Annotated in this window: 16 protein-coding genes; 3 read left to right on the forward strand and 13 right to left on the reverse strand. The window is 35.8% G+C overall.

Features of this window, described 5'->3' with window-relative positions; translation table 11 throughout:
• Positions 1-51: 51 nt before the first annotated feature.
• The 3 genes from V7S50_RS25645 to V7S50_RS25655 form a co-directional block, all read right to left on the reverse strand.
• Positions 52-624, reverse strand: a complete 573-nt coding sequence (locus V7S50_RS25645; RefSeq protein WP_000963375.1) for a TetR/AcrR family transcriptional regulator — start codon at positions 622-624, stop codon at positions 52-54.
• A gap of 214 nt (positions 625-838) precedes the next feature.
• A complete protein-coding gene (locus V7S50_RS25650; protein WP_242255567.1) occupies positions 839-2,725 on the reverse strand; it encodes a M56 family metallopeptidase in 1,887 nt (628 codons plus the stop codon).
• 2 nt (positions 2,726-2,727) lie between these two features.
• A complete protein-coding gene (locus V7S50_RS25655; protein ID WP_063222371.1) occupies positions 2,728-3,129 on the reverse strand; it encodes a BlaI/MecI/CopY family transcriptional regulator in 402 nt (133 codons plus the stop codon).
• Between the two features lie 230 nt (positions 3,130-3,359).
• On the opposite strand from V7S50_RS25655, the gene V7S50_RS25660 reads away from it, so the two are divergent.
• Positions 3,360-4,205: a hypothetical protein gene (locus tag V7S50_RS25660; RefSeq protein WP_063222372.1), complete on the forward strand. Its 846-nt coding sequence runs from the start codon at positions 3,360-3,362 to the stop codon at positions 4,203-4,205.
• Between the two features lie 55 nt (positions 4,206-4,260).
• Here the strand turns inward: V7S50_RS25660 and V7S50_RS25665 are convergent, their stop codons facing one another.
• Both V7S50_RS25665 and V7S50_RS25670 read right to left on the reverse strand, forming a co-directional pair.
• On the reverse strand, positions 4,261-4,560 hold the full coding sequence (locus tag V7S50_RS25665; RefSeq protein ID WP_063222373.1) for a hypothetical protein: 300 nt from the start codon (positions 4,558-4,560) through the stop codon (positions 4,261-4,263).
• 103 nt (positions 4,561-4,663) lie between these two features.
• Positions 4,664-7,030: a DUF6359 domain-containing protein gene (locus V7S50_RS25670; RefSeq protein ID WP_242255574.1), complete on the reverse strand. Its 2,367-nt coding sequence runs from the start codon at positions 7,028-7,030 to the stop codon at positions 4,664-4,666.
• Between the two features lie 240 nt (positions 7,031-7,270).
• On the opposite strand from V7S50_RS25670, the gene V7S50_RS25675 reads away from it, so the two are divergent.
• Positions 7,271-8,623: a DUF4026 domain-containing protein gene (locus tag V7S50_RS25675; protein ID WP_242255575.1), complete on the forward strand. Its 1,353-nt coding sequence runs from the start codon at positions 7,271-7,273 to the stop codon at positions 8,621-8,623.
• Positions 8,624-8,675: 52 nt separating this feature from the next.
• Here V7S50_RS25675 and hemY read toward each other — a convergent pair whose 3' ends face one another.
• From hemY to V7S50_RS25695, 4 genes are all read right to left on the reverse strand, one after another.
• Positions 8,676-10,097 carry a protoporphyrinogen oxidase gene (hemY, locus tag V7S50_RS25680; RefSeq protein WP_242255577.1) on the reverse strand — a complete coding sequence of 474 codons (1,422 nt, stop codon included), beginning with the start codon at positions 10,095-10,097 and terminating at the stop codon, positions 8,676-8,678.
• 19 nt (positions 10,098-10,116) lie between these two features.
• The gene (gene hemH, locus V7S50_RS25685; protein ID WP_242255578.1) at positions 10,117-11,052 is read right to left on the reverse strand and encodes a ferrochelatase; all 936 of its coding nucleotides are present in this window, start codon (positions 11,050-11,052) and stop codon (positions 10,117-10,119) included.
• Between the two features lie 14 nt (positions 11,053-11,066).
• Positions 11,067-12,113, reverse strand: coding sequence for a uroporphyrinogen decarboxylase (gene hemE / locus V7S50_RS25690; protein WP_242255580.1), 1,047 nt, complete (start codon positions 12,111-12,113; stop codon positions 11,067-11,069).
• 189 nt (positions 12,114-12,302) lie between these two features.
• Positions 12,303-14,420, reverse strand: coding sequence for a transglycosylase domain-containing protein (locus tag V7S50_RS25695; RefSeq protein ID WP_242255582.1), 2,118 nt, complete (start codon positions 14,418-14,420; stop codon positions 12,303-12,305).
• Positions 14,421-14,547: 127 nt separating this feature from the next.
• Between V7S50_RS25695 and hmoB the strand changes: the two genes are divergently transcribed.
• Positions 14,548-15,045, forward strand: a complete 498-nt coding sequence (gene hmoB, locus V7S50_RS25700) for a heme-degrading monooxygenase HmoB (protein WP_242255584.1) — start codon at positions 14,548-14,550, stop codon at positions 15,043-15,045.
• Between the two features lie 138 nt (positions 15,046-15,183).
• Here the strand turns inward: hmoB and V7S50_RS25705 are convergent, their stop codons facing one another.
• From V7S50_RS25705 to V7S50_RS25720, 4 genes are all read right to left on the reverse strand, one after another.
• Complete coding sequence (locus V7S50_RS25705) at positions 15,184-16,602, reverse strand: PH domain-containing protein (protein ID WP_242255586.1); 1,419 nt, start codon at positions 16,600-16,602, stop codon at positions 15,184-15,186.
• Positions 16,595-17,071 (reverse strand): PH domain-containing protein, encoded by a 477-nt coding sequence (locus V7S50_RS25710; RefSeq protein ID WP_001182711.1) that lies wholly within the window; start codon positions 17,069-17,071, stop codon positions 16,595-16,597. The genes V7S50_RS25705 and V7S50_RS25710 overlap by 8 nt, the downstream gene beginning before the upstream one ends.
• A gap of 74 nt (positions 17,072-17,145) precedes the next feature.
• Positions 17,146-17,442, reverse strand: coding sequence for a protoporphyrinogen oxidase (locus tag V7S50_RS25715; RefSeq protein ID WP_242255588.1), 297 nt, complete (start codon positions 17,440-17,442; stop codon positions 17,146-17,148).
• A 314-nt stretch (positions 17,443-17,756) separates the two neighbouring features.
• Entirely contained in the window at positions 17,757-18,560 is an 804-nt protein-coding gene (locus V7S50_RS25720) for a MerR family transcriptional regulator (protein ID WP_336376609.1), read from the reverse strand.
• Positions 18,561-18,695 lie beyond the last annotated feature (135 nt).

Genomic DNA, 18,695 nt, shown 5'->3' on the forward strand with positions numbered 1-18,695 from the left:
TATGACCATTTTGTTCAATTGGTCACTTTCTATAATAATAAAAGGATTATCTTAGTTTGACAATCCTTTTAATAAATAAAGTTCAAATAATTCTGCGATTTTTTCTTTTTCTAGCGGTTCATGATTTTTTTCCCAATCAAAAATAAGCGATACGTATAAGCGAAGCATAATAAATGCTGTAATTTCTGGATCACATTTGCTAATTTCACCTTTATCAATCGCAATCTTTAAATACGATTGAATGACAGAAACAATTTCCACATCTACTTGTTGCATCACTTCTTGTACTTCTTTCGTTCCCATATCACGCTCTTCTTGAATTAACTTAATCATGAGCTGATGTTCTTTTCTGAATTCTAATATGCTATATAATGCTCTATGTACATTTTCAAAAAATGAAACATCTGAACGAATTGCATTTTCTGCAACTTGCTTCATTTCTGTAATTAAATTAGAAATAATTTCACCAAATAGCTCTTCTTTATTTTTGAAAAAAGTATAAATCGTTCCTTTTCCTACATTCGCTAACTTCGCTACTTGATCCATCGTTGTTGCTTTATAACCGAACGCTGAAAAAGACTTTGTTGCAGCTTCAATAATAGAACGTTTTCGATCTATCGCCACATCGTCACCTCCAAAAATGACCAATTGGATAATATAGTCAATCAGTACATCTTTGATATTACCACACGCTTACATTCTAGACAAGTTCTCTTTTTTATTATTTCCAGTATAAAAAAATTCCAGTCAAGTTATATCATACTGTCCATAGTTTATCAGAAGAAAAGAGAAAAGGAAAAGGTGTTCTAGAGATATACGTCTCAAGAACACCTTTTTATTATTTCAACATAGCAAGCATAACCTTCTCTAACTCTTCTTTATTTACATTTTTATCAAATACTGCTTCTCCTGGATCCTCTAAACTATGATTAATAATGACTATTTGATATGCACTATCTTTCCCTTTTGCAGGAACAATCATCTTCATACCTTGTAAATTACTATCCGAGTTATGAGTCGCATAGAATATTTGATTACCTTCTAATTCGTACTGTTCAATGTTTTCTTCTACAACAAATAAAGCATGAAACGGATCTTTACTCTCTCCGAATACTTGTGATTGATAAGTTGTATAGTTTCCTTTTCCGTTTGTATACTCTAATTCAATAATTAACTCAGGTCTTCTCTTAATAAAATAACCTACATTTTCATCCTTCAGATTGTATCCTTCAATTGTGTACCTTGGCTTCTTAATTTGAAAATCAACATGTTGCTGCGCTTCCTTTACCGTGTAATTTATAGATTCGTGCACTTTGTCATCAAATGGTTTTGATTGATCATAAAGTGCATATAATTTGTCACGATCGTCTTTTGTTAAACGCTCTTCTTCAAAATATGATGTATCGGATTCATAATTTCCTGTAGTACCTTTTTTCTGTATATTAAGAATGTCTTTATACAATTTTATGTACTGTTCGAACTCATCTTTCGTTAAAGCCTTTTCAGCTAAATATAAATAATCTGTCTTTTTTTCATATACCCTGTTTGAATAGCTGAATTCTTTCCTCGCATTTTCTTCTGTACCAAACAGCATATCTACAGCATTTTGGAAAGCATCCTTTGACTGCTCTACTTTATCCTCTTGTTTTTCTTTCCCTTCCGCTGCACGTGCGTTGAATAAAGAAAGAGATGCAATAGCAACTATAACAATAATCCCAAGTAAAGAAAGACAATACGATTTCTTTTGGAACTTTTTAATCATAACGATTCTCCTTTTTAGTGTTCGTTTATTTCTACTTAAATTTGCTAGGCTTGGTGCTTGATAGGAATAGTGTTCTAGAAGGGTAATAATTGTATGACCGTATGCAAGTTGTTCCTCTTTATCTATAAAAGTAAGTGCATATGCATCACAGGCTAATTCTTGATCTTCTCGCATACAAAAATAGGCGTACCAAAGAATCGGATTGAACCAATTTAATAGAATTAAACTGTACATAACCCAATTTACAGCTACATCGTTTCTTTTAATATGAGCTAACTCATGGTAAAAGACATATTGTAATTGTTGCTCATTTAATACTTTCATATGTTTTTTTGATAGTAATACTTTCGGACGAAAGAAACTAAACACAGTTGGACTCGCAATCTTTCCTGCTAAACGTAATGAAACTTCCTTCTTCATTTTCATAGACTGCTTACAGCGATTAAATACTGTAACGATCTGTTCATCCGTAATATCCGGTTGTTTCTTTATGTACGAATATAACCGTCTATTTGTAATAAACGTTATAGCTGCTAATACGATTACCCCAACTAGCCAAACATATAGAGCAATTTTATATAAAGACAATGTAGTCTGTTGCTTCGCACTCACATTTACTTCAGGTTTACTATTTTTTGTCACAGTTTCAGCATTTGATTCTAATTCCACTGTATGATCACTTTCTATGTTCATCATACTCTCATTTTTTGGAATAACTTCCGATACACTAGAACGATAGGAAAGTAATGAATAAATGCTATAAGAGCTATCTGGTGACCATGGTAAAAGGAGTCTAATCATTAATACAATCCACAGCATATATTGCCACCGGGGTGTTAACTTATTTCTAAGTAGAATTTTTATACATAAAATAAATCCAACTAATATGCTAGCCATAAGTGATGTTTCTATAAGCCAATCAAAAAAATGAGGAAGGTATACATTTATAAGCATGTCTATCATTGTTATCGATCCTTCCTCTTATTCTCCTCTGTCTTCTCATCTAAAATGCGTTTTAGTTCATTAATATCTTCTGAAGATAATTTCTCCTCTTTCAAGAAATTGACAAGTAACGGCTTAAACGCCGCGCCGCAAAAACGCTTTAGCAAAGACTTCGTTTCAACTTGTAAATAATTATCTTGTGATACTAACGGATAATAAGCGTACATACGCCCTTTATCTTGATGATAAGAAACGGCTTCCTTTTGTACTAACCGATTAATTAATGTACGGATTGTTTTCGGTTTCCAGTCCATTGCATCTTCCAGTTCTTCTATAATTTCATTCGCTGTTTGTGGAGATTTCGACCAAAGTACTTTCATAATTTCTAATTCTGCTTCAGATATTTTAGGTAATTGATTTGTCATAGTATATTTCACTCCCTCGTATTACATTTGTAATCTATAATTAAGATTACAAATGTAATACTTAATTGTCAACCATATTTTAGAAAAAACTAATTTCAACTAAACCTTACTTAACAAGAACAAATTTCCCTTTTTTCAAATAATCAAATAAAAAAACAAGAAAAACTTTACAATTAATAGTAATATATAAAATAGACAAGTTTATCAAAATAGTGGAGGCTTTTTCAGTCATGATGCGTGCGCTTCGTTTAAATATAAAGCAAGCTTTTTGTAATCGTGTTTCTTTAATTATTATGTTTAGTGGATTTGTTCTTATTTGTATTTATCACTATTATTATGTTATTCGTTATTTAGGAGACGCTGCGAGCGGACCTATATCAACAGATATAAAATGGATTGGATTTCGTGACAATGAAATGGATGTTTATTTATTATTAATGCCAGTTATTGCGAGTTTCCCCTTTAGTACAAGTTACAATTCCGATAAGTCAGATGGCTTTAAACCGTTCGTGAGTAAAGGAATTTCTTTATTTCCTTATTCAGTAACGAAATATATCGTTACGTTTTTTTGCGGAGGATTTCTTTATACATTTCCATTCATCTTATCGTTATTATTTTGCAAATTAACCATTCCAGACGGAGAACCTATAGCTGGTTCAGGCATCATAAATGATGATGGAATGTTCGCAAACCTATATTTAGATGCGCCTCTCACTTACATTACGGTATATATCGGAATTAACTTTTTATTTGCAGGTTTAATGGCCCTCTTAGGACTTGCTGCATCTGCATGGTCACAAAAGGACTATATGGCGATTCTATTTCCATTTGCAGTTAATTCCATTCCGTACGTCCTGCTAAATACAATATTCCCTACAATAGGCGGAGCACCTATTCATTTATATGACCCAAAGCAACCGTTGCAAGGCATGTCACCGTACATTTTAACGATGCAATGTGCTTTCTTCCTTCTCGTTAGCTTATTCATGTATATACAAGGCGTAAAGCGCGATAGAAAAAAATATAAAAGAAGACTGCAAAGAAGAGATCGGTGTAGAAAAGCATTTCAAGTATAATAAACCCCTAATTTCCTTACTATCTTGGAAATTAGGGGTTTTATTTACTATCCTTTTACGGCGCGCCAGCCAATCCCCATAAAATAACGACCGCCGTAAAATAAATCGCTTTAATACCTACCACTAAACATAATAAAATAATTGCATATTTACTTAACTCTCTACTTGCGCCGATTAAAGTAAAAATAACTGCCAAACTAAACGTTATATAAGATGCTGCTGTATGTATTAAGTTATATGTAATATCTAAAGTTTGTGTGAGTCCTGTTACATCAGCTAGAAATTGAAGCATGACGATTGTACTAAAAAAAATTGCAAGCTGATTCATTAGCTTTCCATTTAACCATGCTTGCATCTTTAACCTCCTCATTAAAAACACTGAACTTTCAAATAATTTTAACATGATTTTTACAGAAAAAGAACGCTTAGTATATCTCTAAACGTTCTTTCATGACTATTTAAGAAGCTTTCTTCAAATCAATTTGAGCAAGTACTGGATCGTGGTCGCTTACACGTCCGTGCTCTTTCATAATGTTTGTGTTTAAGTGTACTGGATCTAAAATTGTATGTGGTGCGATGTTGTTGGTTACTAAAATATGATCTAACACTTGTGCATTGCCTTCATGAATGTACGTGTAGCGATTTTCCTTCGGCACTGTGTTTAACATATTTTTTAAGTTTGTTCCTTCTAGTGTTTTTAGTGGTTTAGCGAACTCAAAATCGTTCATATCCCCTAACACAACAACTGGTGCATTCGTGTTCTTTTTCTGAATACCTTGTACGAAATGATTTACTTCTTGTGCTAATTGAATTCGTTTTTCTTCACTCTTTAATACGAGCGGCTGCACTGTTCCAAATGGCGTTGCATCTCCTATTTTTGAGTTTAAGTGATTTGCAACGACAACAATGTTTTGTCCTTGGAACGTAAATTCTGCAGCTAACGGTTTACGTGTACTTTCAAACAATGGATTTTCGTCTCCAATACGAACAACATTTTTATCTAGCAACTTCGGTACTGCTGCTAGTTTTACGCGAGATGGGTTATAGAAGAAACCGACGCGAATATTCGCTCCTGGTGCTCCTCCGTCTAGATTGTTGTTTGGAGCAATTTCTACATACTCATACTTCGGTCCACGAATTTCTAGCACTGCATCAATGATACGTTTTGCGCTTAACGAAGCATCTGTTGTACCGTCATTAAGCGTTCCGTTATTATCTTGCATTTCCTCTACACCGATAATATCTGGCATTTTTAAATTGTATTTAATAGAATACGCTAATGCTTTTACTTTTTCATCTGTTGTTTCTTTTTTATTCGCCGAGAAGTTTTCAATGTTATATGTAGCAACTGTTAACTTATTAAGACGCGGCTGAATATTTGCCCCTACTTGCTTAAATCCGCCGTCTACTACAGATGGTAATTCCGTTATTGGCGCAATGCGGAACGAACCGTAATCATATCCGACTACTCCTGTTATATCTCCAGTGAAAGTATCTCCTACTTTTGCTACATAATCACGAGGTACTTTTACAGAAAGACGCTCAGGATTTAATTGATTTTCATCTAAAAGAGGTGTACCATATTTCGTTACGACTTTATTCCCGCCATTTTTTACTGTTACATATAAATTCCCGTTTTTCTGAGGAGCAATAATTTTTGGCGTTGGCATCGTAACGCGCATACCTTCTACACTTTCATAAAAGTCAATTGCATCTTCACTTGGATCAAATAAACCAAATGCATCATTATCGATAATTTGATCAGGAATTTTCACACCGTTTTCTCCAAGTACAATCGGTGCTGGTAAAGCTTGATTTTTTGCGATTACAGCAACGCGGCTCGCTTTAATTTCTGTCGTCGTTAAGTCTGTTTCAAACCGCTCTGCATATCCAGGCCCAACATATTCTTCTACTACCCCATCAGCTTGAATAAGATCTCCTACTGCTACATTCGCATCTTTTTTGTATACGTACATACCTTCTGAAGTAGCTGGATCATTATCTGGCTGATTGTCTTCTATATAAAAACCATTTTTATCAAGCGCTGTTACAACGCCTTCCACATTGTATACTTTCTTCCCGTTGTAAGGAGAAAGATGTGATTTCCCTTGAATATCATGAATACGAACCGGTTCATTGTTTACGATAACAAATGAAAAAGTTGAAATTGCTGAAGAAGTAAGCCCTTCTTTCTCTGCAATTGCTTTAATTACACTATTTTCATTCACTACAATTTGTCCGTTATAAAGAACGCTTTTATTTGTAGGGTTAGAGCCATCTAACGTATAGTAGATTGTTGCTCCTTCTGTATTCGTTGTTAACGTTACAGCTGTGCCTTTCGTAATTTCTCCGCCACCAGGTGAAGCTACTACATCGCTAACACGGTTTTGTCCTTCTCCTTGAAACTTATGAGCTGTTACCGATTTTAAACCTGGGCTACTAAAATATAATTCAAGCGTTCCTGTTAAACTAACTTTCTTCCCAATATTTTCAGGATGATCTTTCACGTTTACTGCCGATCTCACATCGCCTTTTGGCAACTGAACAGGCATGATTTTGTCTGGATTTGTTTCATTTGGCGAATCCGCAATTGCTACGTTTGTATCATCAAACTTAGCCGGATCCTTCGTGTACTTAGAAGGACTTTGCGTATATCCGATAATATATCCTTCCACTGTCCCCTTCGTTTTCCCTTGCTGCTTAAATACTTGAATTGCTTTTTCTACTGACATAGAAGTAGCTTCTTCTGCTTGTACTAAAGTTCCAGTAAATGAAAGCAATAGTATGAATGATAAAAAGACACTTAACAATTTCTTCACAGCCATTTTCCTCTCCCTATTTCATATTTTCTCAGCATTTCTATCATATCAAATGATTCGTTATATAGAATGATATTTCGACAAGTTTTACAAAAAATTAATCTAATTTACTCGTTTTCAAACTATAATACAAAATAATAATTTTACACCTTCTATGAATGCACTTTATAATGTTAAAGAGAGAAAACAGAAAATATCGAAATTTCCTTGGCATGTAAATGGATTCATTTGAATAGGAGTGATTGGATGGAAGTGCAAACAGAAACATACCGCGCAGCTATGAATGGAACATTAGAACGTCATTTTTCAGATATGATTGCTGTTATACCAACTAGAATTACAATTGATCAGTTAAAACAGCGGCTAGAAACTGTCTCTACTAAAGTTGATGAGTTAAAAATTGTTTATAGTGATGAGACAAGCCTTATTGTTGAGTTACATATGGATGAAACAATCATACCGTATGAACTGCATATTGATGAAACGGATGATCCTGAAGAATATAAACTGTACAATAGACAAGATTCCACAATCGTAGACCGTACTTTTGAAGGTGCAGCTTATGGTACTGAAATTTGCACTCGTACGCTATTTGTAGGTGATGTACTGGACTGCTTTTTCCAGCAAATACAATTTTTATGGAACCTTGCTCCAGACTTGTTATTTGTAATTGATTCAAGCGCAGCAATGAAAGTGATATCTAGAAACTATATTGAATATCACGTTGAAAATGAATTATTACCTGATATTCCTGACTTATACGTTATTCATTCCGTTTATGAAGACGATAAAGAAGGCGAGCCTACGCAATATTGGTTTCATACACACGGTCTTTTAAGAGCGGGCGTAACAGAAATAGAATTAATTATTCCAAATCGCATTTCTTCTTATTATGGCATTGGAGATCTTTTCCAAACTTTTGCTAATAATGCCGTTGAGAATGGCCAAGTCCCAATGAATGAGCCTATCGTTATCGCACATAGTCAGCAAGGTTCTATACATACAGTAGCTGTTCCGTGGGAAAAAGGCTTATCTTATATCGGACATAAAACGAGTATGGATCAATTATCTTCAATTGAGGATGAAGAAGTGAAGCTACAACCAATTGATGCACAATACGTATTTCTTGGCGGGATGGATGACCGTGATGAATACCATCAATCTCCATCTGTTCTCTTGTTCAAATTTGATACTTCAGAAGAATGTATCGAAAGCTTTTTCAAGGAACACGAGGAAGCTACAGGGCTCATGTTCTATAAAACAAATAGCGAAACGGCTCGTATGGCTTACAACGCGAAGAATACTTTCGGGTATTTCAGTAACATTTTTCAAATTGAACAATCAAATGAAGATTTTCGTTTTCTAGCTAAGTTTGGTGTTTCCTATGAAGAGGGTAAAAGCGAACATATGTGGTTTAAAATGCAAGATATTACGGAAGACCTTATTCAAGGAATACTCATTAATGAACCATATTTTATAGAAGATATGAGTGAAGGAAATAGTTATCATTTAGATTTTGATGACTTAACAGAGTGGGCTATTTATGCAGGAGATGCCGTGATAAAACCAAATAACTTGTATATGTTTATTGGTGAATAAGTGTTTTATATAATAAACGAAACGCCTTCAATATGATTGAAGGCGTTTCACTTTATTGTGCGATTAATTCCGCATCCATTACTTTCTCCAAATGAAATAGTACACGCTTTGCAGCTCTCTCACCTTGATCAATACAGTCCGGAAGACCAGAACCAGCGTAAGAACTACCTGCCAAGTATATACCTGGCAACTCTTTCTCCATAAATGTTGTGAGTTTCTTCATTCGCTCGTTATGGCCTACTGTATATTGGGGCATCGCTTCTTTCCAGCGGCTTACGACTGTAAACTCTGGATCCTCTGTAATATCCATCGTCTTTCGTAAGTCTTCTAGTACAAGCTGAACAAGTTCCTCTTCTGTTTGTTCTACAACTGCTTCATCACCCGGTCGCCCAACGTAACATCGAAGAAGCGTTTTCCCTTCTGGCGTTGTATGTGGCCATTTTTTATGTGTCCACGTACATGCTGTAATTGTGTAATCACTATTCCGAGATACGACAAATCCTGTACCATCAATATCGCGCTGAATGGCTGATTTCGGGAAAGCCATTGACACATTCGCAACTGATGTGGATGGAATGTTGCGGAAGAAACGAAATTGCTTATACTGAGCAAACATAGACGGCAATACTTTATGTGAGCTTGCCACTACGATCGCATCCGCTTCTATTTCTTTTCCGTTACTAAGAGTAATCGCATAGCCATCACCCTGTTTTGCAACTTTTTCAATGCGGGTTCCCTTTATTATCGTGCCTTCATGCATCTTTGATTCGAGAGATTCTACGATAGATTCTAAACCGGTTTTCACTGTTTGGAAGATTCCCTTTTTCGGTTCAGCTTTCTCTGCTTTCGGAGCGAGCGTACGCATACCAAGTGAAATACTGCGATGTTTCTGCTCAATTTGATACATTTGCGGGAATGTTGACATTAAGCTCATTTCATCAATATCTCCTGCATAAATACCAGAGAGTAATGGTTCTATTAAGTTTTCAACTACTTCGTTTCCGAGGCGATGTCTGAAAAAATGCCCGAGTGATTGGTCAGATACTGGTTTTGATCTCGGCATTAACAGATCAAAACCAGCTCTTAGTTTACCAATTGGAGAGAACAGCCCGGAAAATAGAAACGGCGTAATTTGCGTTGGAATTCCCATCATTGATCCACTCGGCATTTTATGTAACCGATTGTTTACGAGGATAAATGATTGACCGGCCTTATTATTGACAAGTTCTTCGCCAAGTCCTAGTTCTTTCGCTAATCTAGCTGCACTTTCTTTTCGTGCTAAGAAAGAATCCGGTCCGCGTTCAATTATAAATCCATCTTTTCGAACCGTTTGAATTTTCCCGCCAAGTTTACCCGATGCTTCTATAAGTAATATATCAATCGACAAGTTCTTCTCACGAATATCTTTTTGTAAGTTATACATTGTTGTTAATCCTGTGATGCCACCGCCGATGATTACAACTTTTTTCCTCAAGCATGCTCCCCCTTTCTTCTTACATTACAAATTCTTTTTTCTTTAATACAACATCCGTTAAGCAATCAATGAATGCATCCGATGCGTTTGGCATTTCTGGACGATAATATTTCGCGCCAATTTCATCAGTCACCACTTTACACTCAAAGTCATTGTCATATAAAACTTCTAAATGTTCCGCAACAAATCCAACTGGTGCATAAACAAATGAAGTATAACCGTACTTTTCATTTAATTCTCTCGTTAAATCTTGTACATCTGGACCAATCCAAGGATCTGGCGTGTTTCCTGCACTTTGCCATCCTACTGCATAGTTTGCTACTTCAGCTCCGCGCGCGATATAGTCCGCTGTTTCATTTAACTGATCTGGATATGGATCGCCCATTGCAATAATTTTCTCTGGTAAGCTATGTGCAGATACGATTAATACTGCTTTTTCACGTTCTGCGTCTGACATACCGTTATATATACCTTTCACTGCATCAACCCAGTACTGGATAAATTTCGGTTCTTTATACCAGCTATCAATGCCGTGAATCGTTAAGTTTCCAAGTTTCTCAGCTTCTTCTTGTGCTCGTCCTACATACGATTTCACGCTAAATGTAGAATAGTGCGGCGCAAGAACAAGTGCGATTGCATCCTGTATACCGTCGTTATGCATAGCCTTCACTGCATCTTCAATAAACGGTTCGATATGTTTTAAGCCAAGGTACATATGGTACTCTACTTCATCTTGTACTTCATTTAAACGCTGTTCTAACTTCTTAGCTTGCTCTAATGTAATAGTAGCTAAAGGAGAAATACCACCAATTGCACGGTAACGCTCTGTTAAATCTTCTAGCATTTCAGGACTTGGTTTTCTTCCTCTACGAATATGTGTATAGTAACGTTCAATATCTTCTTCTTTATATGGCGTTCCGTATGCCATTACAAGCAAACCAATTTTCTTTTTCATACAGCAATTCTCCTTTACTTCGCTAACTGCCCTTTAGAGTATTCATGAATAAATGTAGTTAAACGTTTTAATGTATCTGGATTTACTTCTGGGAATACACCGTGACCTAAGTTAAAGATGTAACCTGGCTGTTTCATCCCTTGATCTAAAATAGCTTTTACATGTTCTTCAATAACAGACCATGGCGCAAGTAAGAATGAAGGATCCATATTACCTTGTACCGCCTTGTGAATACCGCGTGCACGTGCCTCTTCAATCGGTAAGCGCCAATCTAAGCCAACTACATCAAGCGGTAAGTCTTGCCATTCATTTACTAAGTGTGCCGCTCCTACGCCGTGCATAATCATCGGAACACCCACCTTACGAACTTCTGCAAAAATACGCTCCATTGCCGGTTTAATAAATACGCGGTAATCTGCTACATTTACTGTTCCAACCCAAGAATCGAAAATTTGAACTGCTTTTGCTCCTGCGTTAATTTGCGCTTTTAAATATGTAATAACCATATCTGCTAGCTTATCCATTAAAGCGAACCAAGCTTTCGGCTCTGCATACATGAACGCTTTCGTATTATGGTAGTTACGAGACGGACCGCCTTCAATCATATAGCTCGCTAGTGTAAATGGAGCTCCTGAAAAACCGATTAACGGTACGTCTAACATTTCAGTCGTTAATAAACGAATCGTATCTAATATGTACGGTACGTCATCTTCTGGATTGATTTCCCCTAGTTTTTCTACGTCTTGTAAAGAACGGATTGGATTATCAATAACTGGGCCAATACCTGATTTAATTTCTACATCCACACCAATTGCAGGTAGTGGTGACATAATATCTTTATAAAGAATTGCTGCGTCTACGTTATATTGATCAACTGGAAGCTTTGTAACGTAAGCACATAACTCTGGATTGTGTGTAATTTCAAATAAAGAATACTTTTCTTTTATCTTTCTATATTCCGGCTGCGAACGACCTGCTTGACGCATATACCATGCTGGTACATAATCAGTGCGTTCCCCCCTACATGCTTTTAAAAATGTCTCATTTATAGTTCTTACCAAGACCCTTGCTCCCTTCCTTGCCAATGCTTTTGCTCTAAATACGTTCTATTCCGATATTTATCTTTTTTTACTATACAGCTTGTAAAAACAAAATGCATAATATTATGTACGTTGTTCATTAAATTGACACAAACATTCGTAAAAACGCTTACTATTTTCACAACATTCTTATTATAACACAGAGAAAAACTATGGTTTAGCTACTTTTGACTTTTCTCCTTCGCGATTCGTTTGTGTGTTATATGGCACAACGTAAAAGCTCGGTTTTGAAAAGATGTTAACGAACTTTTCCTCATATTCCCCGGCACCGTTTACAGTACCTACATGCGTATGAATTCCATTTTCTACTCTATAAATACGATACATAATTCTTTCATCTGGAAGTGGTGTCCAGCTTAATTTCGCTTTAAATAAACCGAAAGGGCTAAACGCTAATTTCATTTTCACATCTTCAATCTTATGCAGCCGAATCGGAGCACCGATTGTTTCCACACCTTCTGGTTTCATAAACTGCTCTTTCTGTTCTACATTTGCTTTCGTTAAAATTTTCTTAAACAATTTCGTTGCTGACGCACTTTCTCCTTGCAGCTGATGCTCTTTATCTGTACGGTCATAACCAATCCACACAGCACCTACTAAATTTGGCGTATAACCAACGAACCACATATCTCTAGCTCCATTATCGTCATTTGGTAAGGAAGTTGTACCTGTTTTCCCAGCTAATGCCCCGCTATATACACCAGCTTTCGCTGTCCCTTCCTTCACAACTCCTTCTAACATTTTCGTCATATACCACGCCGTTTGTTTCGAAAAAATTTTCGTTTCTACTTTTGGCGATTCTCCAATGACTGCGCCGTGTCTATTTAACACTTTATCAATAACGTGCGGCTCAATAATATCGCCATTTGCTAAAAATGCACGATACATTTTTACAAGCTCAAATGGTGAGACACCATTTTTCAATCCGCCAAGCGCTGTACTTAAACCAGCATCAGCAATATGAACATTACCTTTCTCTAAATATTGCTTTCCTTCTTCTACCCCTAACTCATTTAATAAAGAAACTGCTGGTACGTTTGCCGATTCTAAAATCGCATCGTACATGGTCATTTCTTTCGAATACTCATGGTTATAATTTCGAGGTTCATAGCCTTCAAAAGAATTTCGTTCATTCGTCAATAAAGAATACGGATTATACTTTTTCGTTTCGAGTGCTGGTGCATAGACGATAAGCGGTTTTAACACAGAACCCGGCTGTCTTTTTGCAAAAACACGATTAAACCCTCTCGGGACATACTTTCTTCCGCCAATCGCTGCTTTAATCCCGCCTGTACGATTATCCATTAATAAAAATGCACCTTGCGCACCCTCTTCTTTCCCAGGGAAATTCTTTGCATCCTGAAACTGGTTATACGCTACCTTTTGAATCTTTTCATCCATCGGTACGACAAACGTATATCCTCCTCGGAGTACTTCTTGATGAGACAAACCGTACAAACGCGCTGCTTCATCTATGACCATATCAATATACGGCATATATGCTAGCTCATTCTCATCTAAGTTTTTATAGAGAGCAATTGTCTTTCCTTGATAACGAACACTTTCTTCGGCAGTTAAATACCCTTGTTTATGCATCAGTGACAATACGAGATCGCGGCGCTCCTTACTCTTTTCTGGAGAGAAATAAGGTGAATATCCGTTTGGCGACTTTGGAAGACCTGCAAGCATTGCCCCTTCTTCTACTGTTAAATCTTCTACATTTTTATTAAAATACAGCTTTGCTGCCGCTTGAATACCGTACGCCCCATGTCCAAAATAAATATGATTCATATACATTTCAAGAATTTGCTGCTTCGTATATTTTTGCTCGAGTTGAAGGGAAATTGCGACTTCCTTCAACTTGCGCGTAAATGTTTTTTCACGATTTAAAAAGACGTTTTTAGCAAGTTGCTGCGTAATCGAACTACCGCCCTCTACTTTTTCTCCAGCTAACGTATCTTTATAAAGAGCGCGAAGTATAGACGGATAATCAATTCCTTGATGCTCATAAAAACGGGAATCTTCCACTGCAATAAACGACTGCTGCACGTACTTCGGAATTTGCTCGACTGGTACGAGATCTCTATTCTCTACGTATAATTTCGTAATTTCTTTCCCTTTCTGGTCAACGATACGTGATGAAGAGTGGAAAACGAGCTGCTTTTCATCCATCATATAGCCACCAGCTAACACGATAAGTTTATACAGTACAATCGCTAATACTAGCGTTGCTAACCCACCTAATAAAGTCCACTTTACTTTCTTCATACATCGGCCTTCTTTCCAAATGATGGTACATTTATTATTTGAAAAAGAAGTATCTTTATGTATATAATCTTCGAAGTTTTTTAAGAGAGTTGATATAATAGAAACAAACAATTAAGGGGGCATTAAAATGAAGGCTATTATTTCATACGAAACACCTCTAGAACAAGCACATTTCACTGCAAAAAATGATGAAAAAGATATGTTTTATAAAGAAGATACAGAAGAATCTGTAGACGGCTCTCTTCAATATGACGTACTAGACGCTGTTGGAGAATTTAAAGGACGACCTGGCTATATCGTTTGTAACAACATTTCTGTAACAGACGAAGGTCGCCCTGTATTTGAAAACCGTTTTAAAAACCGCGCAGGCCTTATCGAAAACGAACCAGGATTCCAAGCGATCCGCGTTCTACGCCCATTAAGTAACGATACATATGTCATCTTAACGATGTGGGAAACAGAGCAAAACTTTAAAGACTGGACAGAATCACGTTCATTTGAAAACGCTCATAAAAAACGCCCCACGCAAGCAGAAGGACAAGCTCCGGCGCATCCACATGCAGAACAGCAAAAGAGTATTTTCTCTCGTCCGTCTTTCGTGACTACTTTTGATGTGTTAGTTTAAGTTTTGGAGTTTGGAGACAGCGGTATATGAAATTATATCGGCGATTTTTCAAATATATTGGCGTATCTCGAATTATATCAGCGATTTTTCAAATATATCGACTTATCGACAAATCACGACACAAAAAAGGAAACACCATTACACGCTGGTGTTTCCTTTTTCTTTGTACCAATTATATATTCGAAGCGCATCTTCTTTTTGCATATGCTTCACTTTGTAAGGATGCCCCGCTACCGATACAACAGCTGTACATAGCTCGTCTTTCTTTTGAAAATGCGACTGACTATATCCTACTGCTTGAACATGCCTTCTTCGCATGATCCCTGTATATTTCGCGAGTCCTCGGTACACCATTACTAACTGATTGTCTCGTATCATATAACCACCACTTGTATACCGAGCGTATGCAAGTAACGTAAATACAATAAATAATGGTATCAGTATGAACAACGCAATATTCTGTTTAAAATATATACTCGCACCGACAATCGGCACAGCAAGCACAGCACTTGTAATCCATCCCATGATCACATAACGGCGCAATGCTACTTTCGGTAAATGAACGATTTCCTCTTCCATTTCATACGGCAACTGCAAATACGTAAGTAACTGCTGCACATCTTTTTTCTTCATAAAAGGATGTAGCATCACTTCATTCCCTGCCGCTTCTGTACTTTGAATGACTTCTACTTCAACAGAGCAATAACCGAAAGGCTGGCGAAGAATGCCTTCTTTCACTGTAATCGCTTGAATGCGGTGTAATTTTAAAACAAACTCTTTCTTATCAAATAATCCTTGCACGATGCGAACTTCTTTTCTGTTTCGCTCTATTTTAAAGTTCGCATATTTTAACGCATAGCCAGCTGTAGAAATGACCCACGAGACTGCCATTAAAATCGCCGCCATAACGATTAATTCATATACACCGTTATCCATCACATACGCTTCTACTTTATTGATGAGCCATTCTGGTAGAAATTGATTGAACTCTGTGTAAAGGATTACCAACATAGAAAACACTAATCCAAATCGACCAGATGTAATCGATGCGAATAAAATTTCTTTCGCTGTTAACTGATAAACTGCCTTACTACCTTCTTCCGCAAGCACATCTTCACTGACAACGCTGCTTTCTTTATGTAATAAAGCCATTAGTTCCTTCGCTTCATCTTCTTTAATACCGGCTAACATCACTTCTGGCTCAGTACCGCCGCCTGCTACTTCAATATTTAATTTCATTAGGCTAAGTATTTGATAAATGATGTTAGAAGACGTACTAATATTTTGTACACGTTCTTTATTTAAGTAACTTTCTTTCTTAACGAACACACCGTGCTTTATATGTAAAATATTATTTTCAACCCAGTACACTTTGAAATACCATTTTATAGCTGAGAAAATAGCCATAATAAATAAAATGGCCAAAAGAACAAAATGAAATAAATACCAAGCTTTCACTTCACCATCTGACCGAAATAAAACAAGAAAAATAAAAGGCAATAAACCCGCAATTCGAATACCTAATAAAATCGTAATCGGATGTTGCCTCTTATACATCCTCATCACTCACTTTCGCAAGTTCTCCAATTTGTCTTTTCAGCTGCTCTGCTTCTTCCTTCGTTAAGCCTGGGATACTATGAGAAGTTGCTGCTGTTGAAATATGTAATTCTGCTAAATTATACTTTCTCATAATCGGGCCTTGTTCAATCGTTACGTGCTGCACACGAATCATCGGAATAAGCACGCGTTTTACAACGAACATTCCCTTTTGAATCTCAATCTCTTCTTCATTTAATCTATAACTATAATAACGTTGACGTAAATTTGGAAACACAAAATAATCAAGTGGGATAAACGTAATAGCTCCTGTTACTAACAAGCCAAACAACCAACCCCACCAATTAAAATTGATCATAAAAAAGAAATACGCAATTACGACTGCTAGTATAACTGCCGCCCCAATTAAAGCGTGAATTCGCCACACTTTCAGCATATTAGAATGAATCTCCCTTTCTAACGGCTGCATCTCATCACTCCAATTATATGAATTTATTACTTATATATTAGTTGTTATATACATTTTTGTAAATTTATAGTTTTCTACATCGTATCGATCATTTCTTTAAAATTCCCTTCATTAATGGAATACACTTGAAACTGAATGTAATCTATCTCATTCGTATCTGGTTTAGCAAATGGCAAAATGTTAAATCTCGCCGCTGATCTTCCTAGCATATCTACAATCATTAAAGAAACGTCAATATATTCGAAGTCTATACGGAATACTACCGCTTCTCCCGTAAATTCATAATCTGTAATCGCATCATAGGACTTATTCGCACTAATGAGCATCACTTTTAATAGTTGGTTCAAATTTTCTGGTTTAAAATTAATCATATATACAGCTCCTTTTTTCAACAAAATACTACAAAAACAGTGTAATCTTATACTTTCATAGCTTCAAACATCAATTATATTAAAAATAAAGCTAGTTTTTTATAAATTTTTTGATATAATTACTTACGGGAAAAGGGAAGAATTTTGTCTTCCCTTGTGTTTTTATTTGCATCTAGTACTTTTGCTAGATGCTTTTTTTATGCTAAAAAAGCATCCTCACATACTTTGAGGTTACCTTTTCAACAATTGTACTTACATAACCCAACCTCATCTCTTAGTTTATATTATTTCTGAGTATGCTCTAAAGTGCGTTTTCACTCATTCTCTATAAGCAATTGCATTTGGCAACTGTAAGAATCCGTACTAAAAAACTCATCTAATAATTCCACTTCAATGCAATTTTTGATTGTTATATTATTTTTCTCTATATAATCTTTTAATTTCTCCATACTTTCTTCTTTATTATTCTTTTTATAGGCCAGTATCAAATAGTTACCTTCTGGTAATATATCTATATTTTGCTCTTTCTGTGTGTAATCATATTTACATAACACAGAAAAAGCATACTTTGGTTCAAATCTGTATTTTGAATGAATGGTATATGCTATACCAATTTCCATCGTTGTTTCTAAATTTCTCTCCTGAATAATTTTATCTACATCTGAATAATAAAGGAATTCTTTAAAATTACCCACTTCTTTGCATGGAGCAGTGACGATATAACGTTGCTCAAAATACTGTATTGTTATTTGATCATGTACTAGTGCCTTTTTAGCGACTTGTACACTATTATTTAGTTTATCAATTGTATGAATGACTGCTTGCATCTCTTTTATCTTTTGCTCAGTTTCTTCTCTTTTTAATGCTAAAAATTTTAATAATTCATCCATATTCTTTTCCGTAAAAATTTTTTGCAATTCTTTCGTACTCGTTCCTAAATCTCTACAAACTTTAATTATATCAATATAAACAAATTGATCTACCGAATAGTATCTATAACCCGTTTTCGTATCAATATATACCGGGACAAGAATACCTGTTTGATGGTAATATCTTAAAGCTTTTATTGTAACACCTTTCATTTTAGCAACTTCACCAATAGAAAATAAATTTCCCAATTTATATTGCCCCCTTATCCTTGACTCTCCTCTTAAGGGAGACATTATTATTTTATCGTTAAAGTTAATGGAAGGGTAATAAAAAATGGGTGCCATTACAATCATCGAATTTATAAAAAAAAGAGGTTAAAATAG

Origin of the sequence: Bacillus sp. CCNWLW194, assembly GCF_037120585.1 — a bacterium.
Lineage (GTDB): Bacteria > Bacillota > Bacilli > Bacillales > Bacillaceae_G > Bacillus_A > Bacillus_A basilensis.